This is a genomic window from Brevibacillus sp. RS1.1 (genome assembly GCF_013284365.1).
Classification (GTDB): Bacteria; Bacillota; Bacilli; order Brevibacillales; family Brevibacillaceae; genus Brevibacillus; species Brevibacillus brevis_D.
This window is the reverse complement of record NZ_JABSVA010000001.1, coordinates 1,198,881-1,221,343: the sequence shown is the minus strand read 5'-3', so window position 1 is coordinate 1,221,343 and position 22,463 is coordinate 1,198,881. Positions and strand designations below refer to the sequence as shown.

The following is a 22,463-nucleotide window of genomic DNA, read 5'->3' as shown; positions in this document are numbered from 1 at the left end:
TAACCGGGAGGTCAATATGAGAGATTTCTTGCAAGAAGTGTTGAGTGGAGTCAAAGAGGGCCGTCTGTCCAAGCCAGAGGCCCTTCGAATGTTGAACAAGTATAAGCAGAGCGCCCCATCCGAAGCAAATGATGATTACGGCGTGCTGCTTTTTCGGCCGTCCGAAGAGGAAATTGCAAAGTTTCCAGCGGACTCCCCTGGGGTCAATCAAGACCGATTGATCATATTTGGCGAGTCGATCGAGGTCCGCGCAGATAAATTAAATTGCATGACAGGCAAAGCCGAATGGCTTGTTCTTGAATTCTCAGAGCAGCCGATCGAGCAGAGGTATGAGGCTTATACACTCCAAATCGTCGACCGCCTCCAGCGCCTTCTGCATAATCACACCGGCCGGGAAACGCTTGTGCAGCTTTTCATCGCAAATAAAGAGGAGTCGCCATGGCTTGTCGGATTATACAGCTTACTGTTAACCGCACGTGCAGAAAATCCGAAGCTCACGGTAGAATGTCTGGAATGGTCGGAAAATGGTAAGGGAGATATTGCCGGTGCGTTCGAGGCAGGTGCTTGGGGGGGCGGCAGCACAAGTGCTGTCCAATCCCGGCACGGTCGCTGCTACCGTTCCGCGTGGAAGAAGGAGACGATCCTGCAGGAGCAGGAGCGAATGCCATGGAAAGACCGCGGCATCTATTTAATAACAGGCGGAGCGGGCGCACTCGGCCTGTTATTTGCTGAGGAAATCGCAAGGCAGGTGAGCCTGCCTGTTCTTATACTAATCGGAAGATCGGCAACGCTGGATGACGAAGCATCCGGCCGAATCGAACGGATGGCGGCTCTTGGCGCTAAGGTTGAATATAGGCAGGTTGATCTATGCGAAGAACGTCAAGTTGCTGCATTGATCGATGCAATTCGACTTCAATATGGCGGCTTGAATGGGATTCTACATGTGGCAGGTATCATCCGCGATGAATATTTGTACCGCAAAACGCGTGATCAGGTTATCGAGGTGCTCAGTCCGAAGGTGAAGGGACTCGTCTATTTGGACCGGTCTAGCAAGGATATCAAGCTGGACGTGTTTGCTGTCTTCTCATCCGTAGCGGGTGTATATGGCAATGTTGGCCAAGCAGACTATGCGGCGGCGAACGGCTTTATGGATGCTTATACCGTATGGAGACAACAGACGGATCGCAACAGGTCAGGAATGATCGCAATCAACTGGCCGCTCTGGAGATCGAACGGGATGCAGCTCGAATCCGGAGCTGAGGAAGCATTGGAACGTGAGACCGGGATGGCGGCGATGCCGGGAACGATCGGCATCCGTGCATTCTACGCTTCGCTTGCAAGCGGAGGGAGCCGGGTCATGGTACTCTACGGTGCTGGTGATAAGCTAACCCGTTTTGTAGAAAATGACCGAAGCCGCTCTTCGACCGAGATTGTCGAAGGCGTCAAGCTGGATCCAAACTTGGACAAGCGGACCCTGAAACGACTGATTCATTTGTTCTCGGGCTATACAAGGCTCAATCCGGACAGCATTGATCCGGATGAACCGTTGGAAACGTATGGCATTGATTCGATTATGATTACCGAGTTGAACCGCAATCTCGCGAATGAATTCGGTGAGCTTTCTAAAACGCTCTTTTACGAATTCAGGACACTAAGAGGCGTAGCCGATTATTTGAGCGCAACGTATCCGCATCAATGTCTCAATTGGATTGGACTGGCCGAGAAAGATACACAGGAGAAAAATAACGCGGCAGCAGCCTCGTCCTCGGGTGTGACGCCCCGGTTGTCACCGATCGGTGAAAGTGATCAAACGGTCAGCAGATTGGCCGACATTGTCAGCAAGAGTGGTCAGCCGGCAGAGAAGGAGCCGATCGCGATTATCGGGATGAGCGGCAGATATCCGCAGGCCGAAGATTTGGACGCGTTCTGGCGAAATCTTGCCGCAGGCATGGACTGCATAACCGAAATTCCCGGGGATCGTTGGCCGGTCGAAGGTTTCTATGAGTCCAATTCGGAGATTGCGGTCGCCGAGGGGAAAAGCTATAGCAAGTGGGGCGGATTTCTGGAGCATGCAACATGCTTTGATCCGCTCTTCTTTAAAATATCGCCGCTGGAGGCGTCCTGCATGGACCCTCAGGAACGGCTCTTTCTCGAAAGCTGCTGGCATGCGCTTGAGGATGCGGGCTGCACGAGAGAGCATCTGGCTTCGCAGTACGGCGGCCGAGTCGGCGTTTTCGCCGGAATAACGAAGACAGGGTTTAACCTATACGGGCCTGTGTTTAAAAAACAGGGAGAGCGCATGCTTCCCTTTACGTCTTTTAGCTCCGTGGCCAATCGAGTTTCGTACTTGTTTGACTTCAATGGTCCTAGCATGCCGATCGATACGATGTGTTCCTCTTCGTTAACCGCTATTCATGAAGCTTGCGAGCATATTTTGCGCGGGGAATGCGAATTGGCAATGGCTGGAGGCGTCAACCTATATCTTCATCCGTCTAATTATATCGAGCTTAGCGCCCATGGGATGCTGTCCACCGACGGCAAATGCAGAAGCTTCGGCAGCGGCGGCAACGGCTTCGTTCCGGGAGAAGGGGTAGGTGTTTTACTGCTGAAACGGCTGTCGCAAGCCATTGCGGACGGTGACCGGATTCATGCCGTGATCAGAGCCACCAGCGTGAATCATGGCGGCAAAACAAATGGCTACACCGTTCCAAATCCGAATGCCCAGGGACAGCTGATCCGGCAAGCGCTCGACAAAGCTGGCATTCACAGCAGAACGGTAAGCTATATCGAAGCGCACGGTACGGGCACCAAGCTGGGCGATCCGATCGAAATTACCGGGCTGACGCAAGCGTTCCGCCAAGATACGCAGGATAACCAATATTGCGCGATCGGTTCGGTCAAATCGAATATCGGTCATCTTGAGGCGGCGGCCGGTGTGGCCGGCGTAACGAAAATCGTGCTGCAAATGAAGCATCGGAAGCTCGTACCGAGCTTGCATGCGCGTACGCTAAACCAAAATATTCCGATGAAAAACACGCCTTTTATGGTCCAGCAGGATCTGACGGATTGGGATAGACCCGTCGTTCGTCTGAACGGCAGAGAGGAAGAGTATCCGAGAATTGCGGGCATTTCTTCCTTTGGCGCAGGCGGCGCCAATGCGCATATTGTGCTCGAGGAGTATATTCCGCCTGTAAGTGAAGTCCAAAAAGAAACATCCGCTAGTGAAGAGGTGCTTATTCTGCTGTCGGCCCCGAACGAGCAGCGGCTGCGTATTCAGGCGGAGAGACTGCTTTCGGCTTTGGACAGCGGATCATTGGCGGATGCGGAATTGGCGGAGATCGCATATACGCTTCAAATCGGCCGCGAGGCGATGGATGAAAGGCTTGCTTTTACAGCGGCTTCGATGGGAGAGTTGTCCCTTCGCTTACGAAGTTTTTTGAGCAAGACGTCGGATGACGGATCGATATACCGAGGCCATGCGAAATCAGATAAGGATCAGTTGGCCTCGATTGGAGCGGATGACGATCTTGCAAGCCGTGTAAATCGGTGGATCGAGCTCCGGAATGTTGACAGGCTTGGGGCATTATGGGTGAAGGGTCTGAAGGTAGACTGGAGCCGGATGTATGAGAACAAGCCAACTAGGCGAGTGAGTTTGCCGGGTTATCCTTTTGAACGCAAAACGTACTGGCTACCGGGCAGCGGCAAGCGGAACGAAGCTGAAGCTAGTCCAGACTTGGCAGCTGAGAAGCAGCGCTTTATCCGCGATCCGGAGAACCGTCCAGAAGCGTTTGAACATGTTTTGCTTACACCTGTTTGGGAGCCTGTGACTGTTGAATCCAGGCCTGCGTACCCCGGAGCGAACAGCCGAAGCGTTGTGATCATCGGAGGAACGGCTGAAAGCCGGGAGGCTCTCTTGGTTCATTATCCGAACGCCTTTACAGTCAACGTAGGCGAAGAGGATGATATCGAGCAAATCGCTATGGTGCTGGCACGATTCGGCGCTATCGATCATTTATTTTGGCTTGCGCCGCCTTCCGAATTTTTGCTTCATGACGATTCACTCCTTGCTAAGCAGGAGGTTGGTGTCCTTTTGCTATTCCGCTTGATCAAGGCGCTGCTACACGCCGGATATGGCGGGAAAAGGCTGAGTGTCGATTTCCTCACCTTCCAAACCCAGCGGGCATACACGGGAGACAGGATTAATCCCGTTCATGCGAGTGTGCATGGACTAATAGGTGCGCTTGCAAAGGAATATCCCAATTGGCAGATTCGTTTACTGGATTTGGAGCCCGGCTGGGAGACTTCAATTGAAACGCTGTCGACACTTCCTCCCGATGCGGAAGGAAACACGTGGTGCTTAAGGGGGCGGGAATGGCTATGTCAAAGGCTGGCTCCCGTGAATATCGCCTCTGGCATACAGCACAACGGTTACCGGAAAGGCGGCGTCTATGTCGTTATTGGCGGGGCCGGAGGTATTGGTGAAGTCTGGACGGCGTACATGATCCGCCGCTATCAGGCACAGATCGTCTGGCTTGGACGCCGCAGGCAGGATGAGTCGATCAGCGCATCAATCGAACGGGTGTCCACTACGGGGCCAAAGCCATTCTATATAGAGGCGGACGCAACGGATGCCCAAGCACTGGATCATGCTTATCAGGTCATCAAAGCACGTTTCGGCGCCATTCATGGTGTCGTTCATGCTGCAATCGTCCTGCGTGACCAAAGCCTCGCTAATATGCAGGAGGACGACTTCCGGGCAGGGCTTGGAGCAAAGATTGACGTCAGTGTACGGCTCGCGCAAATATTCCGAAGAGAGCCGCTTGATTTTGTTTTGTTTTTCTCAGGCATGATGTCCTTCGCTAGAAGGGCCGGTCAAAGCAATTATGCAGCAGGCTGCACGTTTAAGGATGCCTTCGCTATCCGTTTGGCCTGTGACTGGCCGTGTGCGGTGAAGATAATGAATTGGGGCTACTGGGGAAGTGCGGGCATTGTCGCTTCGGACGAATACCAGGCAAGGATGGCGCATGACGGCATCGGTTCGATAACGCCTTCGGATGCGATGGAGGCGTTGGAGACGCTGCTTGCAAGTCCGATCGAGCAGATGGCATTTATTAAAGCTTCGAAGAGTGTCCTGGAAGCAGGCTTTGCTTCGGAAAGGCGAATAGACGTCATGTTCGACACTCCGGGCTTCAGTGGCGATTACAGGTCAATGGTGGAGCTGCCTGCACTTCCTGATCTCATTGCTGGTATGAACATAGAACGAGGCCAACCGGTTGGGCCGTCCGGTCAAGCCGACCTGATTTTGCATGAATTGATCGGGGAAGCGTCCCGTTTGCTGGAAGTCCATCCCGACGAAATCGACCCGAACGCTGAGTTTGCGGAATACGGATTGGATACGGTCCAGCTGGCCGAGCTTTTAAGCAAGCTTAACAGACGCTTCATGGTGGAAGTGGAAATGCAGGCTTTTACAGATTGGACGACGTTGAACCAGATGGCACAAGCTGTGTCCCGTTTTGTCGGACGATCGGAAATCACGTCATAAGAAAGGGGCCTGTTCGTCTTGGATCAATTAAACGCGTTAACCTATAAATTGCTGTGGGGGCAGCTGTGGGAACTCGGACAGTTTACACAGATGCCGTTTGACCTGGACGCTCTGAAGGCCAAGGTGCATTCGCGCTACGGAAGCTGGCTTGAAGAGAGTCTGACACAGCTAACCGAACAGGGGTATATCGGGCTGCCACAAGGACAGGGCCTTGCGAAAGCATCTCCTCCTGTTCATCTGAACGAGGTGTGGGAAGAGTGGGCGGCCGCCAAGAAGGAATGGCTGGGCAATCCCAATTTACATGCCCAAGTCAACCTGTTGGAAACCGCGCTTCGGGCGCTTCCGGCGATATTGACCGGCCGGACCGCCGCCACTGACGTTCTGTTTCCAAATGGCTCGATGAAGCTTGTCGAAGGCATCTATAAAAATAATCCGGTATCGGATTATTTTAACGAGGTGTTGGCCAATACAGCGGCCGCATATGTAAAAAGTCTGGATCAAGGGCAACAGATGCGCATTCTTGAGCTGGGAGCGGGAACGGGCGGTACGAGCGAGATGGTCTTCCGCAAGCTGGAGCCTTTTCGGGAACAGATCGCGGAGTACGTTTACAGCGACTTATCGAAAGCATTTCTGATCCATGCCCAAGAACAATACGGACCAGCAGTTCCCTATTTAAGCTGCCGGATCGTGAACGTTGAAGAGCCCTTGGCGGAACAGGGGATTTTGCCCGGCACTTTCGATATGGTCGTCGCGTCAAACGTGCTGCATGCGACAAAAAATATTCGGCTTACGCTACGCAACGTTAAATCTGCACTGAAAAAAAATGGTTTATTGCTGCTAAATGAGATGAGCCACAACACACTCTTCGCTCACCTGACATTCGGTCTTCTGGATGGCTGGTGGCTCTATGAGGACGACTGGCTGCGCATTCCGGGTTCGCCCGCCTTAACTTCGGAGAACTGGACGAAAGTTTTGGAGCAGGAGGGGTTCCAGTCGGTGTATTTCCCAGCGCAGGCAGCTCGTAGCTTGGGACAGCAGATTATCGCTTGCCAGAGCGATGGTGTTGTCCGAAAATCCGGTACATCATCAGCAAAACAAACCGGGTCGAATATGGATACCGCTGCGGCGACGATTATCTCCACAACGGCAGATGATACCGGAAAAGTGGAACCGAAAGCGGATTGGACTCCTCAGGACAATGACAGATACATGCAAGCTGTCAAGCTCATGCTTAGAAAGCACATCTCGACAGCGCTTAAGGTTGACCGCGATCAGATCGCTCCGAACCATGCTTTTGCCGATTACGGGCTGGATTCCATTACGGGCGTTCACTTAATCCAATTGGTTAATGGGGAGCTTGGACTGGAACTGCCGACGACCGTTCTGTTTACATACAGCTCGATTAACCAGTTTACTGGCTATTTGCTGGCTGAGCATGGCGAAGCCGTTTCCAGGGTCTTCGGAGCTGCGGACCGCATAGCGCCGCAGACGGCTGTTAGGCCGAACTCTGCAGGCGAAAGCTTACGGGAGGCAGACTGCGAAACGAACGAAGTGGAAACGCCCGCTGCGTTCCAGAAAGCGGATGCACCAGCCCGAGGTCTGGCTAATAAGGAGCCGATTGCCATCATCGGCATGAGCGGAAGGTTTGCCAAATCCCGTCATTTTGAAGAATTATGGGAGCATTTGGCCAGTGGAACGGATTTGGTCGGGGAAATCACGCGATGGAAACAGTCGGACTCCAATATCGTTCGCTTTGGTAGCTTACTTGACGATTATGACCAGTTCGACCCGTACTTTTTTCATATTTCGGCAACGGAAGCGGTTTACATGGACCCTCAGCAGCGGTTGTTTCTGGAGGAGTCCTGGAAAGCGCTGGAGGACGCCGGCTATGCCGGATCGGCAATGGAAGGCCGCCGGTGCGGCGTTTATGTGGGGTACAATATCGGCGATTATATGCAGCTGATCGGCGACAATCCTCCGGCGCAGGCGATGTGGGGAAATGCCGGTTCTATCGTAGCTGCTCGAATTTCGTATTATTTGAATCTGAAAGGCCCGGCGATAGCAGTTGATACCGCCTGCTCCAGCTCACTCGTATCTGTTCATCTTGCATGTCAGGGACTGTGGGCGCGGGAGACAGATATGAGCTTGGCCGGGGGGGTGTTCATTCAGTCTACCCCGGCTTTCCACGACAGTGCACAGCGAGCAGGCATGCTGTCTGCTTCCGGGCGCTGTTATACGTTTGATGAACGGGCGGACGGTTTTGTGCCAGGTGAGGGTGTCGGTGCGGTTGTACTCAAACGGTTAAGCGATGCAGTTGCTGACGGCGACCATATCTACGGTGTCATTGCTGGATCGGGCATGAACCAGGACGGCACGACCAACGGGATTACGGCTCCGAGCGGTGCTGCACAGGAAGAGCTCGAGCGCGAAGTGTATGAACAATTCGGCATCGATCCGGGGCGCATTCAACTGGTAGAAGCACACGGTACCGGTACTAAGCTTGGCGACCCCATCGAGCATGAGGCGTTAACGAGCGCATTTAGACATTACACAGCCAAAACGGAATACTGTGCGATTGGATCTATCAAGACAACGATCGGCCATACGATTGCTGCAGCGGGCATCGCGGGGTTGATCAAGCTGATGTTGTCATTGAAATATAAAAAGCTTCCGCCATCCCTTCATTATCAGAAGGGCAATGCGAATATCCGAATGGAAGGAAGCCCCTTCTACGTTAATACCCACCTCAAGGAATGGCCTGCTGAGCCGGGTGAAAGCCGGTTCGCGGCGATCAGTTCATTCGGCTTCAGCGGGACGAATGTGCACATGGTCCTTCAGGAAGCGCCGTCGATCAATCGTCAGCCAAGGTCAACGCGCAGTCATCTGCTGGTACTGTCGGCGCAGTCCGACGCGCAGCTGCGTCAGCAGGCGGAGCAACTTATCGCTTACTGTGGCAAGCATCCCGAAGCGGATATTGGGGATATGAGCTATACGCTGCTGATCGGACGTAAGCATTTGCCACATCGGCTGGCCTGTATCATTGAGGATGTGACTGCCCTTGTCGCTGTGCTGAACCGCTGGCTCCTTGAGGGGAGCGCGCCGGGTCTCTTTGCGTCGGTCGTGCACGAATGGGAACGGCAGGAGGATGCGATCAAGAAGAATGAGGGTCTGGCGTACATCATGGAATGGCGTAATTCGGAGCGCGATAAGCCGGAGATGTTAGAAAGGATTGCCGGCTTGTATCAGCAAGGCTATGAGCTGGCGTATGAAAAGCTGTTTACAGCCAGTCAATACAGACGGATTTCATTGCCGGTGTATCCGTTTGCACGGGAGAGATTTTGGGTGCCGCTTAGCGGAGTAAGTGAGTCGGTGAAGCAGGATGAACGGCAGCAATCGGAAGTTCTTCATCCGCTGGTGCACCGCAATACGTCGACGCTTACGGAGCAGCGGTACAGCTCCGTTTTCACGGGCGATGAGCCCTTCTTCTCGGACCATGTGCTAAACGGCCAGAAGATTTTTCCCGGCTCTGCTTACTTAGAAATGGCTCATGCAGCTGTACGGCTTGCTACTGAATCGGCTACTGAAGACGGACGAATCCTGCAGCTGAAGCATGTTGGATGGGTACAACCCCTTATTGCGTGGGATGAACCGGTTGTTCTTCACATCGCACTCGCTTCCGGAGAGAATGAGGAAATTACGTTCGAGGTATACAGCTTGTCGGGGGATAAAGACAGGGAAGAAGCGGTTGTTCATTTTCAAGGTTCGGGAAGGTGGATGGCCGCTACGCAGGAGGAGCGGCTGAATGTGCAGGAGGCGCAAGCGGCATGCCGCCATACGGTTTCGTCGGAAGCATGCTACGAGGCGTTTGCACAAATCGGCTTTCATTACGGCATCACCCACAAAGGCATCGAGCAGCTTCATATTGGAGAACAGGCTGCGCTGGCAAAGCTGTCGATGCCTGCTAATCGAGGGTGCGTGGAGCCTTTTACGATGCATCCCGGTCTGCTGGATGCCGCACTTCAATCGATGGCTGGTCTTGTAGTCGGAGAAAATGACGTAAGCCCATTGGACGGCAGTCTTCGTTTAAGCCCGCTTCTGCCCTTCGCTATTGAAACGCTCGATATCGTACATGCCATGGATGCCGAGATGTGGGCGTATTTGCGATTCAGTCACGACTCGGGGATGCGTGGCGGCATTAAGAAGATTGACATCGATTTGGTTGACGCTCAGGGCCGTTTATGCGTACGGATCAAAGGGTATGCTGCCCGCCCGGTTCAAGCAAACGCACACTCCGACGAGGGGGTATTATTGTTCGAGCCGATATGGGAAACGGCGGAGGACTCTATAGGTTCAAACGAAGCTGTGCACCGATATGAGCGTCGAGTTGTCGTCGCTACTGAAGACTGCGCCTTCGCTCTGGAGGAAATCGAAGGACAGGAGGATGACGTTCGGTGCATCGCGCTGCAGACCGAACATCAGGATAAGATCGACCAGCGTTACCATGCTTATGCAGAACAGCTGCTCGGTATCGTACAGGAAGTGTTGCAGGATAAGCGCCCAACTATTATACAGCTTCTTATCTGCCATACCGATCAACAGCAACTGGCTGCGGGGTTGTCGGGAATGCTCAAAACAGCGGCCATGGAAGAGCCGAGAATAGCCGGCCAGCTGATCGAGCTTGAAACTCAGTCGAGTGAGCTGCACCTCGCCCAATTACTAGCGGCGTACGCAAAGCACCCAGAATTGCAGCACATCCGATTGAATAGGGAGCAGCAGAGCACTCTGCGCTGGCGCGAGATGCGTACGGTTCTGGAGCCGTCTACAGTCGTTCCTTGGAAGGATGGCGGTGTTTACCTCATAACCGGGGGAACAGGCGGGCTTGGCGTGCTGTTTGCGGAAGAAATTGCGCGAAGGACCAGCGGCGCTGCCGTGATCCTTGCGGGACGATCAGCACTGGACCAAAACAAGCGTGAACGGATAGAGCAATTAACCAATCGAGGGTTGACGGTGGAATACAGGCAAACGGATGTCGGTAGCCCGGAGGCGGTGGAAACGCTGATCCAAGAGATTTGCCGCAAATACGGTACATTGAACGGGATCCTGCACGGCGCCGGTGTTATTCAAGATGCGTATTTGAAGAAGAAGTCCGCTGCTGAACTTCAGCAGGTGCTTCGGCCAAAAGTATCCGGAACGGTCCATCTGGATGATGCGACTCGTCATATTCCGTTGGATTTCTTCCTGCTTTTCTCGGCTTTAGCAGGTGTAATAGGTAATCCCGCTCAGGCTGATTATGCGGCCGCCAACGCCTTTCTGAATCGTTTTGCTGCCTACCGTAACGAGTTAGCGGAAGCCGGACAACGGCATGGCCACACATTGTCGATTTGTTGGCCGCTGTGGCAAGAAGGCGGCATGCAGGTTCATGCCGAGGCGGCGAAGCTGTTGAAGCAAAAGAGCGGCATGCGGGCAATGGCAAGCAGCACGGGCATTCAAGCATTTTACATGGCTTTGGCTGCTGGAAAATCGCAAATCACCGTTATTGACGGTGAGAAAGAAACGTTACGTTCCTTTATGAGGATGGCACAGAACGAAGGGAAGGCGCAGGCTTTCGAAAGCGGCATAAAAGAGCCGTCCGCTTGGGATCAAAGCGATGCGCTTCAGGAGAAAGCGGTCGCGTACTTGACGAATTTGATATCCTCCGTGGCCGGCACGCCCGCCAGCCGGATGGACCCTGAAGCTCCGATGGAAACGTACGGACTAGATTCCGTCATGGTGATGCAAATCACCAGCCGGCTGGAAGTAGCCTTTGGCTCGCTGTCGAAAACATTGTTTTTCGAATACCCAAACATCGGTCGACTGGCGGCTTTTTTCATCGAACATCATCGGTTCCGTTTGGCCGAATTAGTTGGCGCTAAAATGGCGGCGGAAGATTCTATGAGTCCTATTACCGTTTTACCGAAGCCAAAGGAAGCACGCCGCAAAGCTGCACGTCCGATATCCAAGCAGCCGACAGAAGCACGGGACGGAAGTCGTGTACACGATATTGCGATCATCGGCATAGCCGGCCGTTATCCGGGTGCTAAAAATGTTGAACAATTTTGGGAAAAGCTTCGTGACGGTCAGGACTGCATCAGCGAAATTCCGCCCGACCGCTGGGATCACAGCGTCTACTATGACCCGGATAAGAGTAAGCCGGGGAAAGTGTATACGAAGTGGGGCGGATTTGTGGAGGGCGTCGACCGCTTCGATCCGTTGTTCTTTCATATATCGCCGCGTGAAGCCGAGATCATGGACCCGCAGGAAAGATTGTTTCTGCAATGCGTCTATGAAGCGATCGAAGACGCCGGATATACACGGGAAACGCTCGCTGCCGAGGGGCAAGGGAAGACGAAGCGGGTTGGCGTATTCGTTGGCGTCATGAACGAGGAATATCAGCTATATGGCGCGGAGTTGACTGCTCGAGGGAAGCCAATTGCACTATCCGGTAATCCCTCGTCTGTCGCAAACCGGGTCTCTTACTTCTGCGATTTCAAAGGACCAAGCATGGCGGTGGACACGATGTGTTCCTCGTCGTTGACAGCCATTCATCTGGCTTGCCAAAGCTTGCGGCAAGGGGAAAGTCGTGTTGCCGTGGCCGGCGGAGTCAACGTATCCGTCCACCCGAATAAATACATTTTCCTTTCCCAAGGTAAATTCGCTTCCAGCAAAGGCCGCTGTGAAAGCTTCGGGAAAGACGGCGACGGTTACGTACCCGGCGAAGGGGTAGGTGCAGCTGTGTTGAAACCGCTCGAAGATGCAATTGCGGACGGCGATCTCATTTATGGCATTATCAAGGGAACGGCTATCAACCACGGCGGCAAAACAAACGGCTATTCGGTACCCAGTCCAGCTGCGCAGGCCGATGTCATTGGCGAGGCAATCAAGGATGCCGGTATTGATCCGCGAACCATTAGCTATATCGAAGCGCACGGCACGGGCACTTCGCTTGGCGATCCGATTGAAATCGCGGGCTTGAGCCAATCCTTCCGCGCCCATACGGCCGACGTTCGCTTTTGTGCGATCGGCTCGGCCAAATCGAACATCGGCCATTGCGAAAGCGCAGCAGGCATTGCCGGTTTGACGAAGGTATTGCTTCAGATGAAATACGGTCAACTGGCGCCGTCACTGCATGCGGAGGAGCTCAATCCGAACATCGATTTCGAGCAATCACCTTTTGTGGTACAGCGGACGTTGGAGGCCTGGAACCGACCTGCTCTGACCATAGACGGGACCACAAGGGAACTTCCGAGAATTGCCGGACTCTCTTCCTTTGGCGCGGGAGGCTCCAACGGGCATCTGGTTATCGAAGAATATATTTCAGAAGAACATGTGACAGGCGAAAAGCAGACTTACCATAGGGACCATCCGGCTATCATTGTACTTTCAGCGCGCGACGAAGAGCGTCTACAGCTCGTTGCGCAGCGTCTCTTGTCCTTCATACGCGATCAAAGCTGTGAACACGTAAACCTGGAGAATCTTGCCTACACCCTCCAAGTGGGCCGGGAAGCGATGGAGGAACGGCTGGCGATGCTCGTCGGTTCGATCGAGGAGCTGGAAGATAAGCTACTTGCTTATGTAGCGGATCGCGAAGAGCGGAACAACGTTTTCCGCGGTCACATCCAGACCAATGAACTGATGCAGATGTGGCGGACAGACGAGGATTTATCGGAGACGTTCAAGGCATGGATGAGAAAAGGGAAATTCGGGAAGATCCTCGGTCTGTGGGTGAAAGGGCTGAACATCGATTGGCGTCTGCTTTACGAAGATACGGTTCCACGCCGGATGAGCCTGCCAACGTATCCGTTTGCGGAGGAGAGGTACTGGATACCGGAAACCGACATCCAATTTGCTCGGGAAGGAGAGGGCGGAAAGCCTCTGCATCCTTTGCTGCACCGGAATACATCGGAAGTGTCGCAGCTGCGTTTCAGTTCGCTGTTTACCGGTAAGGAGCATTTCCTGAGCGATCATGTTGTTGATGGAAATAAGATCATGCCGGGCGCCGCTTACCTCGAAATGATTCGCGCAGCCGCTGAGGCTGCAGCCGGCAAGCTGTTAAGTTCGGCAGGCACTCGTCTTCATCAGATCGTATGGAGAAAACCGCTTGTCATGAACGATGCATCCTCCGAGGTGCATATTCGGCTCCGTAAGGAAGACGAAGGATTGGCATGCGAGGTCTTTACCAATCAGGGCGAAGACGAGAATGAGACCTTGTATTGTACGGCAACGGTATCGCTTCAGGAGCCCGAAGAGAGCCCGATTATGGATATTGAAGTCATAAGGGCACAATGCAGCGGGCCGAAGCTGTCAGGCGAGCAGTGCTATCGGGCATTCGAATCAGCCGGACTTTTGTATGGACCCGGCAACAGAGGGATCAGAAGTATCTATACCGGCAACGCTCAAGCATTGGCGAACGTGTTTGTTCCGGCGGAAGTAGCTGGCACGCCGCATGATTATGTGCTTCATCCGAGTTTGATTGATTCCGTCTTCCAGGCAACGATCGGCTTGTTTCCCCGTCAAGTTCTGGAAGCAATGGAGGGGCAGCCGCAATCCGTGAGCCCAATCGTTCCTTTTGCGCTGGAGGAATTGGACATCCTTGGCCCATGTTCAGGAGAGATGTGGGCGTGGAACCGGTTCAGTAGCGATCTTCTACCGGAGAGCCCGATTCGCAAGCTGGATATCGATCTTATCGACAGCAGCGGAATCGTTCGTGTACGGATGAGAGGATTGACGTCCAGACGGATTGACCGAGAAGAGGTTCGTGATCAACCTGTTGCGTCCCCTAAAGAAACGCTTTTGTTCCAGCCGATTTGGGAACGGAAGCCTTGCCATACGGAGAAGAACACGGTGACTTATACCAGGCGGATCGTCTTGTTGGGCGGATCGGACAGCTCGCTTGCGGATCAACTCATGCAACAGGGGGACGGGGCAGAGGTTCATCTATTGGGCGACGGCCTGGAAAATATGACGTTGGCGTCGTGTTATACGATTTATGCCAAACGGATGCTGAAACAGCTTCAATCCGCACTTCATGGTACGGAAGGCAGGACGCTGATTCAATTGGTGCTCCCGAATAGCGACAATCAGCGTGTCTTGGTTGGATTAAGTGGAATGCTGAAGACCGCTGCTCTTGAACATCCCGGTGTCGTCGGGCAGACGATTTTACTGGGTAAGGACTCGGTAGGCCCTGTCATTGCCGGGATTATCGACGAGAATGGGTCTGAACCGGAGGACGACGTCATTCGTTATGAAGCCGGTAATCGTTATGTTCAAAGGCTTGTGGAAATGGGACATAAAAACGGGGTTCCGGTACCTTGGAAACATAACGGCACGTATCTGATCACAGGCGGCTGTGGCAAGCTTGGGATGATCGCTGCGCGAGATGCCGCCGCGCGAACTAGCGGTGCGAACCTGATCCTAACGGGGCGCTCCGCTCATGATGAAGGAATACAGAAGCATCTTGACGAGTTGAAAGCGGTGGGAGCCCATGCAGAGTACCGCAGCTTGGACATCAGCGACGCTTCCGCCATCCAAGAAACAATCGAACAGATAGAAGCTCGCTATGGCGGTTTGTCCGGCATTATTCATTGCGCAGGCATTCGAGCGGACAGCTTCATCTTGAAAAAAACGGAAATGGACATCGATCGGGTATTCGCAGCTAAAGTGGCCGGTCTTATTCATCTGGACCGTTCAACGAGGCATATGGAGCTCGACTTTATGCTGCTTTATTCCTCTCTTGCCGGAACGCTGGGCAATTTCGGTCAAGCCGACTATGCAGCCGCCAATGGGTTTATGGATGCGTTCGCAGCGCATCGGAACGATCTTACGGCTTCAGGACATCGCAAGGGCAAAGCCTGCTCGATCGCCTGGCCGCTCTGGGAGAAGGGCGGCATGCAGATCGATGAGGAAACGCTCTCCATGATGAACAGGCTGACCGGGATGTCTGCGCTTGAAACCGCCGGCGGGTTGCACGCTTTATATGCCGCAGCAGCATCAGCAGCGGATCATGTCCTGACGATAGCGGGAGATCCTTCCCGCATACGGACTGCCTTGACGGCCGGGAGTCAGTCTCCGCCGCAGGCTCAAGCTCGACCGGCAGTTGTTATGCAGCAGCCTATAAAGGCTGACGGCATTCCGGCCATTCCGCAGGATGAGCTGGAGCAGAGAACCATAGCGTACTTGAAATCGCTTGTATCGACGGTAATTAAGCTGCCCATTCAGCGGATGCATGAGGATACGCCGTTCGAGAAATATGGTGTCGATTCAGTGACCATCATGCAGTTGACAGCGAGTCTGGAACAATCATTCGGAACGTTGTCCAAATCGCTATTCTTTGAATATATGACGATCAGGGAGCTTGCCGGCTATTTGATGCGTGCTCACCTCAGCCGTCTGCCTGCTGTCTTGGGCTTGGAGGACGGTTCTTCGTTCGGATCGGCAGCGTCCATCCCTGAACGCGCCGGTCTTTCGCGTCATGACAGCCATGCTGTAGAGAAAGAAGAATCACCTGCCAGCAAAAACGATATTGAATCGGTAAGAGCTGGAGCTACAACCGAATGGCGGCCGGAGGATATCGCGATTATCGGGGTGGCCGGACGCTATCCGGGAGCAAGAGACGTGGAGGCGTTTTGGCACAATATCCGGAACGGCGTCGACAGCATCACCGAAATCCCGGAAGACCGTTGGAATCATGAGGCGATCTTCGATGCAGAGCCTGATAAACAGGGGAAAACCTATTCCAAATGGGGAGGCTTCCTGGAAGGGGTGGATCGTTTTGATCCGTTGTTCTTTCACATTTCACGCAAAGAAGCGGCGTTTATGGATCCTCAGGAGCGATTGTTTCTACAGTGCACATATGAGCTGCTGCAGGATGCCGGATACACGAGGCAGGACCTGCAGCAGCTCGATTCGTCCGGTCTTGGCGGTAATGTAGGCGTTTATGTCGGTGTCATGTACGAGGAATATCAGCTTTATGGTGCGGAAGAAACGGTTCGGGGCCGGCCGATGGCGCTGTCTGGCAGCGCTTCGTCGATTGCGAACCGCGTATCGTATTTTTGCAATTTACATGGACCGAGCCTGGCTATTGATACGATGTGCTCATCTTCGCTCACCGCGATACATTTGGCCTGCCAAAGTCTGCGCGAGGGAGAATGCGATGCAGCTATAGCAGGGGGTGTAAACCTTTCTATTCATCCGAATAAGTACATGGCGCTTGCGCAAGGAAAATTCGCGTCGAGCAAAGGCCGGTGCGAGAGCTTCGGCGAGGGAGGCGACGGTTACGTGCCGGGCGAAGGCGTTGGCGCCGTTCTGTTAAAGCCGTTGTCACGGGCCATTGCCGACAAAGACCGCATCTACGGCGTCATTAAAGGCTCAGCCGTCAACCATGGCGGTAAGACGAACGGCTACTCGGTTCCGAATCCGAAAGCGCAGGCAAGTGTAGTCGAGCGGGCGATCCGGAAGTCGGGCATTGATCCGGGCGCAATCAGCTATATCGAAGCGCATGGGACCGGTACGGCACTTGGCGATCCCATCGAAATAAAAGGTTTAAGTGATGCATGGAAAACGAGTGCCCTTCCGACATCCGTTTGTGCGATCGGTTCCGTAAAATCCAACATCGGTCACTGCGAGAGCGCAGCGGGAATTGCGGGCTTAACGAAGGTGCTGATGCAGTTGAAATACGGGGAGCTGGCGCCATCGCTTCATTCCGAGAAGCTGAACCCGAATATCGTCTTCACGGATACACCGTTTAGGGTGCAGCAGGAGCTGGAGGAATGGAAGCGGCCCGTCGTCGAAGCAGGCGGAGAAAAGCGGGAAATGCCGCGCATAGCGGGCATTTCTTCATTCGGCGCGGGAGGATCCAATGCTCACTTAATCGTGGAAGAATATAATCCGCCCGCAGCGGTACATTCGGCCGATCAGGCTGGGAGGACCGTTCCGATTGTTTTGTCCGCCCCGAACAAAGAGGGACTGAAACGATTGGCTTCTCGCTATCTGGATGCAATAGCGATGCGGCAGATTACGGATGATAACTTGACTGATGCGGCTTACACCCTTCAGGTGGGTCGTGAGGCGATGGAAGAACGAGCGGCTATGACCGTTTCTTCGGTTCTGGAGCTGAAACGCGGGTTGCAGGCGATTGCCGAGAACGGCCAAATGGAGAAGCTGCACCTCGGCAGGGTGAAGTCAGGCGCGGCACTGTCCGAGCTACAGGCCGGAGCGCCGGATGAATCGACCTGGCTGGGATGGTTTGCTTCAGAGAAGTTTGAGCCGCTTCTGTCTTTATGGGTAAGCGGCATTGATTTCGATTGGCGGCTTGTCTACGGCAAAACGACACCAAGACGCATTAGCCTGCCTTCCTATCCGTTCGCTGAAGAAAAATGCTGGTATAACATTAGCGGCAATGGACAGAAATCCGCAGGAACATATGGAAGCGAACCTGCACCAGCTCCAAACGTTCATATTCATGAGGCAGGAACGATGGACCGGGAAGCAGTGGAGACAATTACGTTAAGGCCACTATCGAACATTCCCGATCAAATCGATCACGGAAGCGGACACTCGCTGCAGCTACCGCCGATTAAATTGAAGAAGATCGACGGGGTATCGAAGCAGCGCATATCGCTCGACGTGTTGATTGAGCAGCTGGCCGAGAGCTTGGCCGATACGATGTTTATGGAGCGGGCCGAATTGGACCCAGAGAGAAAGTTTGTCGAAATCGGCGTGGACTCGATTATCGGTGTGGAATGGATCAAAGCAGTGAATAAGAAGTATGACGTATCCATTACGGCGACCAAAATATATGATTACTCGACTTTAAGCGAATTTGCCGCCTATTTGCACGGAGTAATCGCTGAGAAGGCCGCTTCGGTTGGGAAAGAAGCGGAAGCAAAAGCAGAACACGATTACGATCACGTAAGCCAGTTGCCGAAGCAAACGGCGGCACTTACGGCAGCCGAACATGAGGACCCTGCCGAAGAAAGGACGCCCCCTCCAAACAATGGTGTTTCCTTGGAGGTACTCGAAGAACAACTGGTCCAGAGCATGGCGGAGGCCATGTTTATGCAGCCTGACGAGATTGATCCTGAAATCAAATTCGTGGACATCGGGGTTGATTCGATTGTCGGCGTCGAATGGATCAAGGCGGTTAATAAGCAATACGGCACGAGCATCACGGCGACGAAAATATATGACTATTCGACGATCAGACAGTTCGCGGCGTACCTGAGTTCCGAGCTGGGCCGGGGGCAAGGCGCTTCCCTGGAACAGGAAACCGTACGTTCTCCGCTTCTGCTGGATGACATTTTACAGCAAGTAGAAAGCGGTAGGCTGGACATTCAAGAGGCTAACAATTACGTCAGTCGTCTTATCCTTGAGGAGGAACAGAATTGAACAGACAAGAAATAACAGCCCTTATCATAAAAAATTTGTATGAGATCGTCCCAGAATTAGAGGGACGGGAACTAAGGCCGGAGGACCGGCTTTCGGATCTCGGATTGAACTCCATTGACCGCGCGGATCTAATTTCGATGGTGATGGAGGATTTGTCACTTTTGCAGAATCAAAGATCGCAGTTTATTGGATTATCAAGCATAGGGGAACTGGCCGATGGGTTCTTGGGCAAGCTGTAGGCCGGACGATATCGTCATCTCAGGCATTGGCATCACATCGGCCATTGGTCAAGGACAGGCTGCCTTCGCGGCATCCCTCCTTGACGGCCGGAACGCCTTTGCTGTGCTGAACCGTCCAGGTCGCCAAAAAGGCAGCTCTTCTTTTCTGGGAGCGGAGATCGAATCGCTGGTTATGCCGGAAAATCTTTCTAAACGGCTGCTGCGAACGGCTTCCTTCTCCGGGCAGGCTGCGATGGCAACGATGCACGAGGCTTGGGAGGATGCAGTTCTGGATCAGGTTGAGCCAGAGCGTATCGGCCTCATTATCGGCGGTTCCAACTTACAGCAGCGGGAGGCTCTCCAAGTCTATGCCTCGTATTCGGAACGTCCTTCGTTTCTGAGGCCCACTTATGCGATGACGTACATGGACAGCGATTTATGCGGACTATGCACGGAGCAGTTTGGGATTCGCGGATTTGCGTTTACATTGGGAGGCGCATCCGCAAGCGGTCAGGCTGTCATCGCTCAAGCCGTTCAAGCTGTTAGCTCCGGGGAAGTCGATGCTTGCATCGCAGTCGGGGCATTGGCCGACCTTTCCTATATGGAGCTTGCGGCCTTTCGTAGTCTGGGCGCAATGGGCTCCGATCAATATGCCGACAGACCGGATCTGGCCTGCCGGCCATTCGATCGCGGCCGGGACGGCTTTATCTACGGCGAAAATTGCGCTGCCGTCGTCATTGAGCGCGCGTCTTTTGCCGGTAAGAGAGGGGTTCGTCCTTATGCGGCCATTACCGCCACGGCGATCGCGATGGACGGCAACCGAAATCCGAATCCGTCCTACGAGGGAGAAATGCGCGTGATCCGCGAAGCTCTTCGCCGGGCCGGCATTTCAGCCGCCGACATCGACTACGTCAATCCGCATGGAACGGGCTCTCCGATCGGTGATGAAACGGAGCTGCGCGCGCTTAAAGACAGCGGATTGTCGCATGCCTACATCAATGCGACTAAATCGATAACAGGCCATGGCCTTAGTGCGGCAGGAGCCGTGGAAATTGTTGCGGTATTGCTTCAGATGCGTAACTCCCGCCTTCATCCGACGCGTAATCTGGAGCTTCCGGTTGACGAGTCGTTCAATTGGGTGAAGGAACAATTCGTCACGCACTCCATTTCTCGTGCTCTATGCCTCAGCATGGGCTTTGGCGGCATGAATACAGCGGTCACACTGCAAAAGCTTTAAAACGAACGGAGAAGGAGAATGGCCTTGACTCAAGTTGGAATAGAAGCGATGAATGTTTTTGGCGGCACTGCTTTTCTGGATGTCCCGGAACTTGCAGCAAGGCGCCAATTGGATAATGCCCGGTTCGAGAATCTGATGATGCTCGAGAAAACCGTTGCCTTGCCTTACGAGGACCCAATTACGTTCGGTGTCAATGCCGCGAAGCCGATCGTGGATTCGCTGTCTGAAGAAGAGCGGAACCGGATCGAGCTGGTGATTACCTGCACAGAATCCGGTATCGATTTCGGAAAATCGATGAGCACGTATATCCATCACTATCTCGGCTTAAACCGCCGCTGCCGGATGTACGAAATCAAGCAGGCCTGCTATTCGGGAACAGCAGGCCTGCATGCTGCAGTTAATTTTATTCTCTCCGGCACATCACCGGGAGCCAAAGCGCTGGTGATTGCTACGGACATATCCCGTTTTTTCGTGGCTGAGGGTGGGAGCTCGCTGACAGAAGACTGGTCCTATGCAGAGCTAAGTGCTGGAGCTGGAGCTGTTGCCCTTTTGGTCAGCGATACACCGTATGTCTTCCAAATCGATACGGGCGCGAGCGGTTATTACGGTTATGAAGTGATGGATACCTGCCGCCCGATGCCGGACAGCGAAGCAGGTAATTCCGATTTGTCGCTGTCCACGTATTTGGATTGCTGTGAACAAACCTTTATGGCCTACAAATCGCGGGTGCCTGAAGCCGACTATAAGGATACGTTTCAATATTTGGCGTTTCATACGCCCTTCGGTGGTATGGTGAAGGGCGCGCATCGCACGATGATGCGAAGAATCGCGAAGGCGAAAGCGCCGGAGATCGAAGCGGATTTTAATCAACGTGTGCTTCCCGGCATTCGATTTTGCCAGCGTGTCGGCAATATCATGGGTGGCACCGTTTTTCTGTCACTGGCAGGCCTAATCGAGCATGGGACATTTGATACGCCCAAGCGGATCGGCTGTTACTCGTACGGGTCCGGCTGCTGCTCGGAATTTTACAGCGGTGTCGCCACAAGTCAAAGCCAGGTGGCACTGCGTAAATTCAAGCTGAGCGAACGTCTGCAGGAGCGCCGTCTGCTCGGCTTTGACGAATATGAAGCGATGCTGAGAAGCGGTCACGGCATCCGGTTTGGAACTCGTAACGCGAAGCTGGACTTGCAAGGGATTCCCGTATCTGTACGGGGCGAGCAGCGGCTCTACCTGGAAGAGATCCGGGACTTCCATCGGATTTACAGGTGGCTGTAATGGAGTTTAAGACGCTACATGTTCGATATCAAGGAACCGTATGCTTTATCAGACTGCACCGACCCGAAGCGGACAACGCAATCAATGACCAGCTTGTGAAGGAACTGGGCTACGTGCTGGACCGATGCGAGGAAGAAGTGACGGTTGTCGTGCTGGAAGGTCTGCCTCATGTATTCTGCACGGGCGCAGATTTCCAGGAGATTCACGCCCATATGGCTGAAGGCCGATCCATACGAAGCAATCCTGAGCCTCTGTATGCGTTATGGATGAGAATGCGCACCGGACCGTACATCGTTCTTTCTCACGTCAAGGGTAAGGCAAATGCCGGGGGGCTTGGCTTTATCGCCGCAAGCGATATCGTTCTGGCGGACGGGACGGCTCAATTCAGCTTGTCCGAGCTGCTGTTCGGCCTGTATCCCGCTTGTGTAATGCCGTTTCTTATTCAAAAAACGGGCATGCAGCGCGCGCATTATATGACGCTGATGACGCAGACCTTCGATGCGGAAACCGCACTCCGCTGGGGGTTGATCGATGCCTGGGAGCCGGATAGCGAGTCGCTACTGCGCCGTCATCTGCTTCGATTGAAGCGTCTGCCTAAAGCGGGGGTTGCGAAGTACAAACGCTATATGATTGAGCTGCAGCCCTTAATCCGGGAAGGCAGGGAACTGGCAATAACTGCGAATCAAACCATGTTTGCCGACCCGGATACGCTCGCAGTTATCTATAATTTTGTCAATAAAGGCCAATTTCCATGGGAAGGTTGATGTGT

Annotated in this window: 6 protein-coding genes; all 6 read left to right on the top strand. The window is 53.6% G+C overall.

Annotated elements, in window-relative coordinates; genetic code table 11:
• Positions 1 to 16: 16 nt before the first annotated feature.
• The 6 genes from HP570_RS05315 to HP570_RS05290 are packed head-to-tail and all read left to right on the top strand — an operon-like array spanning position 17 to position 22,458.
• Complete coding sequence (locus HP570_RS05315) at positions 17 to 5,542, top strand: SDR family NAD(P)-dependent oxidoreductase (RefSeq protein WP_173625095.1); 5,526 nt, start codon at positions 17 to 19, stop codon at positions 5,540 to 5,542.
• 18 nt (positions 5,543 to 5,560) lie between these two features.
• Entirely contained in the window at positions 5,561 to 18,964 is a 13,404-nt protein-coding gene (locus HP570_RS05310) for an SDR family NAD(P)-dependent oxidoreductase (RefSeq protein WP_173625094.1), read from the top strand.
• Positions 18,961 to 19,203 carry an acyl carrier protein gene (locus tag HP570_RS05305; RefSeq protein WP_106780905.1) on the top strand — a complete coding sequence of 81 codons (243 nt, stop codon included), beginning with the start codon at positions 18,961 to 18,963 and terminating at the stop codon, positions 19,201 to 19,203. Before HP570_RS05310 ends, HP570_RS05305 begins: the two co-directional genes overlap by 4 nt.
• Positions 19,181 to 20,419, top strand: coding sequence for a beta-ketoacyl synthase N-terminal-like domain-containing protein (locus HP570_RS05300; protein ID WP_173625093.1), 1,239 nt, complete (start codon positions 19,181 to 19,183; stop codon positions 20,417 to 20,419). Before HP570_RS05305 ends, HP570_RS05300 begins: the two co-directional genes overlap by 23 nt.
• A 24-nt stretch (positions 20,420 to 20,443) precedes the next feature.
• The gene (locus HP570_RS05295; protein WP_085974945.1) at positions 20,444 to 21,694 is read left to right on the top strand and encodes a hydroxymethylglutaryl-CoA synthase family protein; all 1,251 of its coding nucleotides are present in this window, start codon (positions 20,444 to 20,446) and stop codon (positions 21,692 to 21,694) included.
• Positions 21,694 to 22,458, top strand: a complete 765-nt coding sequence (locus HP570_RS05290) for an enoyl-CoA hydratase/isomerase (RefSeq protein WP_173625092.1) — start codon at positions 21,694 to 21,696, stop codon at positions 22,456 to 22,458. The genes HP570_RS05295 and HP570_RS05290 overlap by 1 nt, the downstream gene beginning before the upstream one ends.
• Positions 22,459 to 22,463 lie beyond the last annotated feature (5 nt).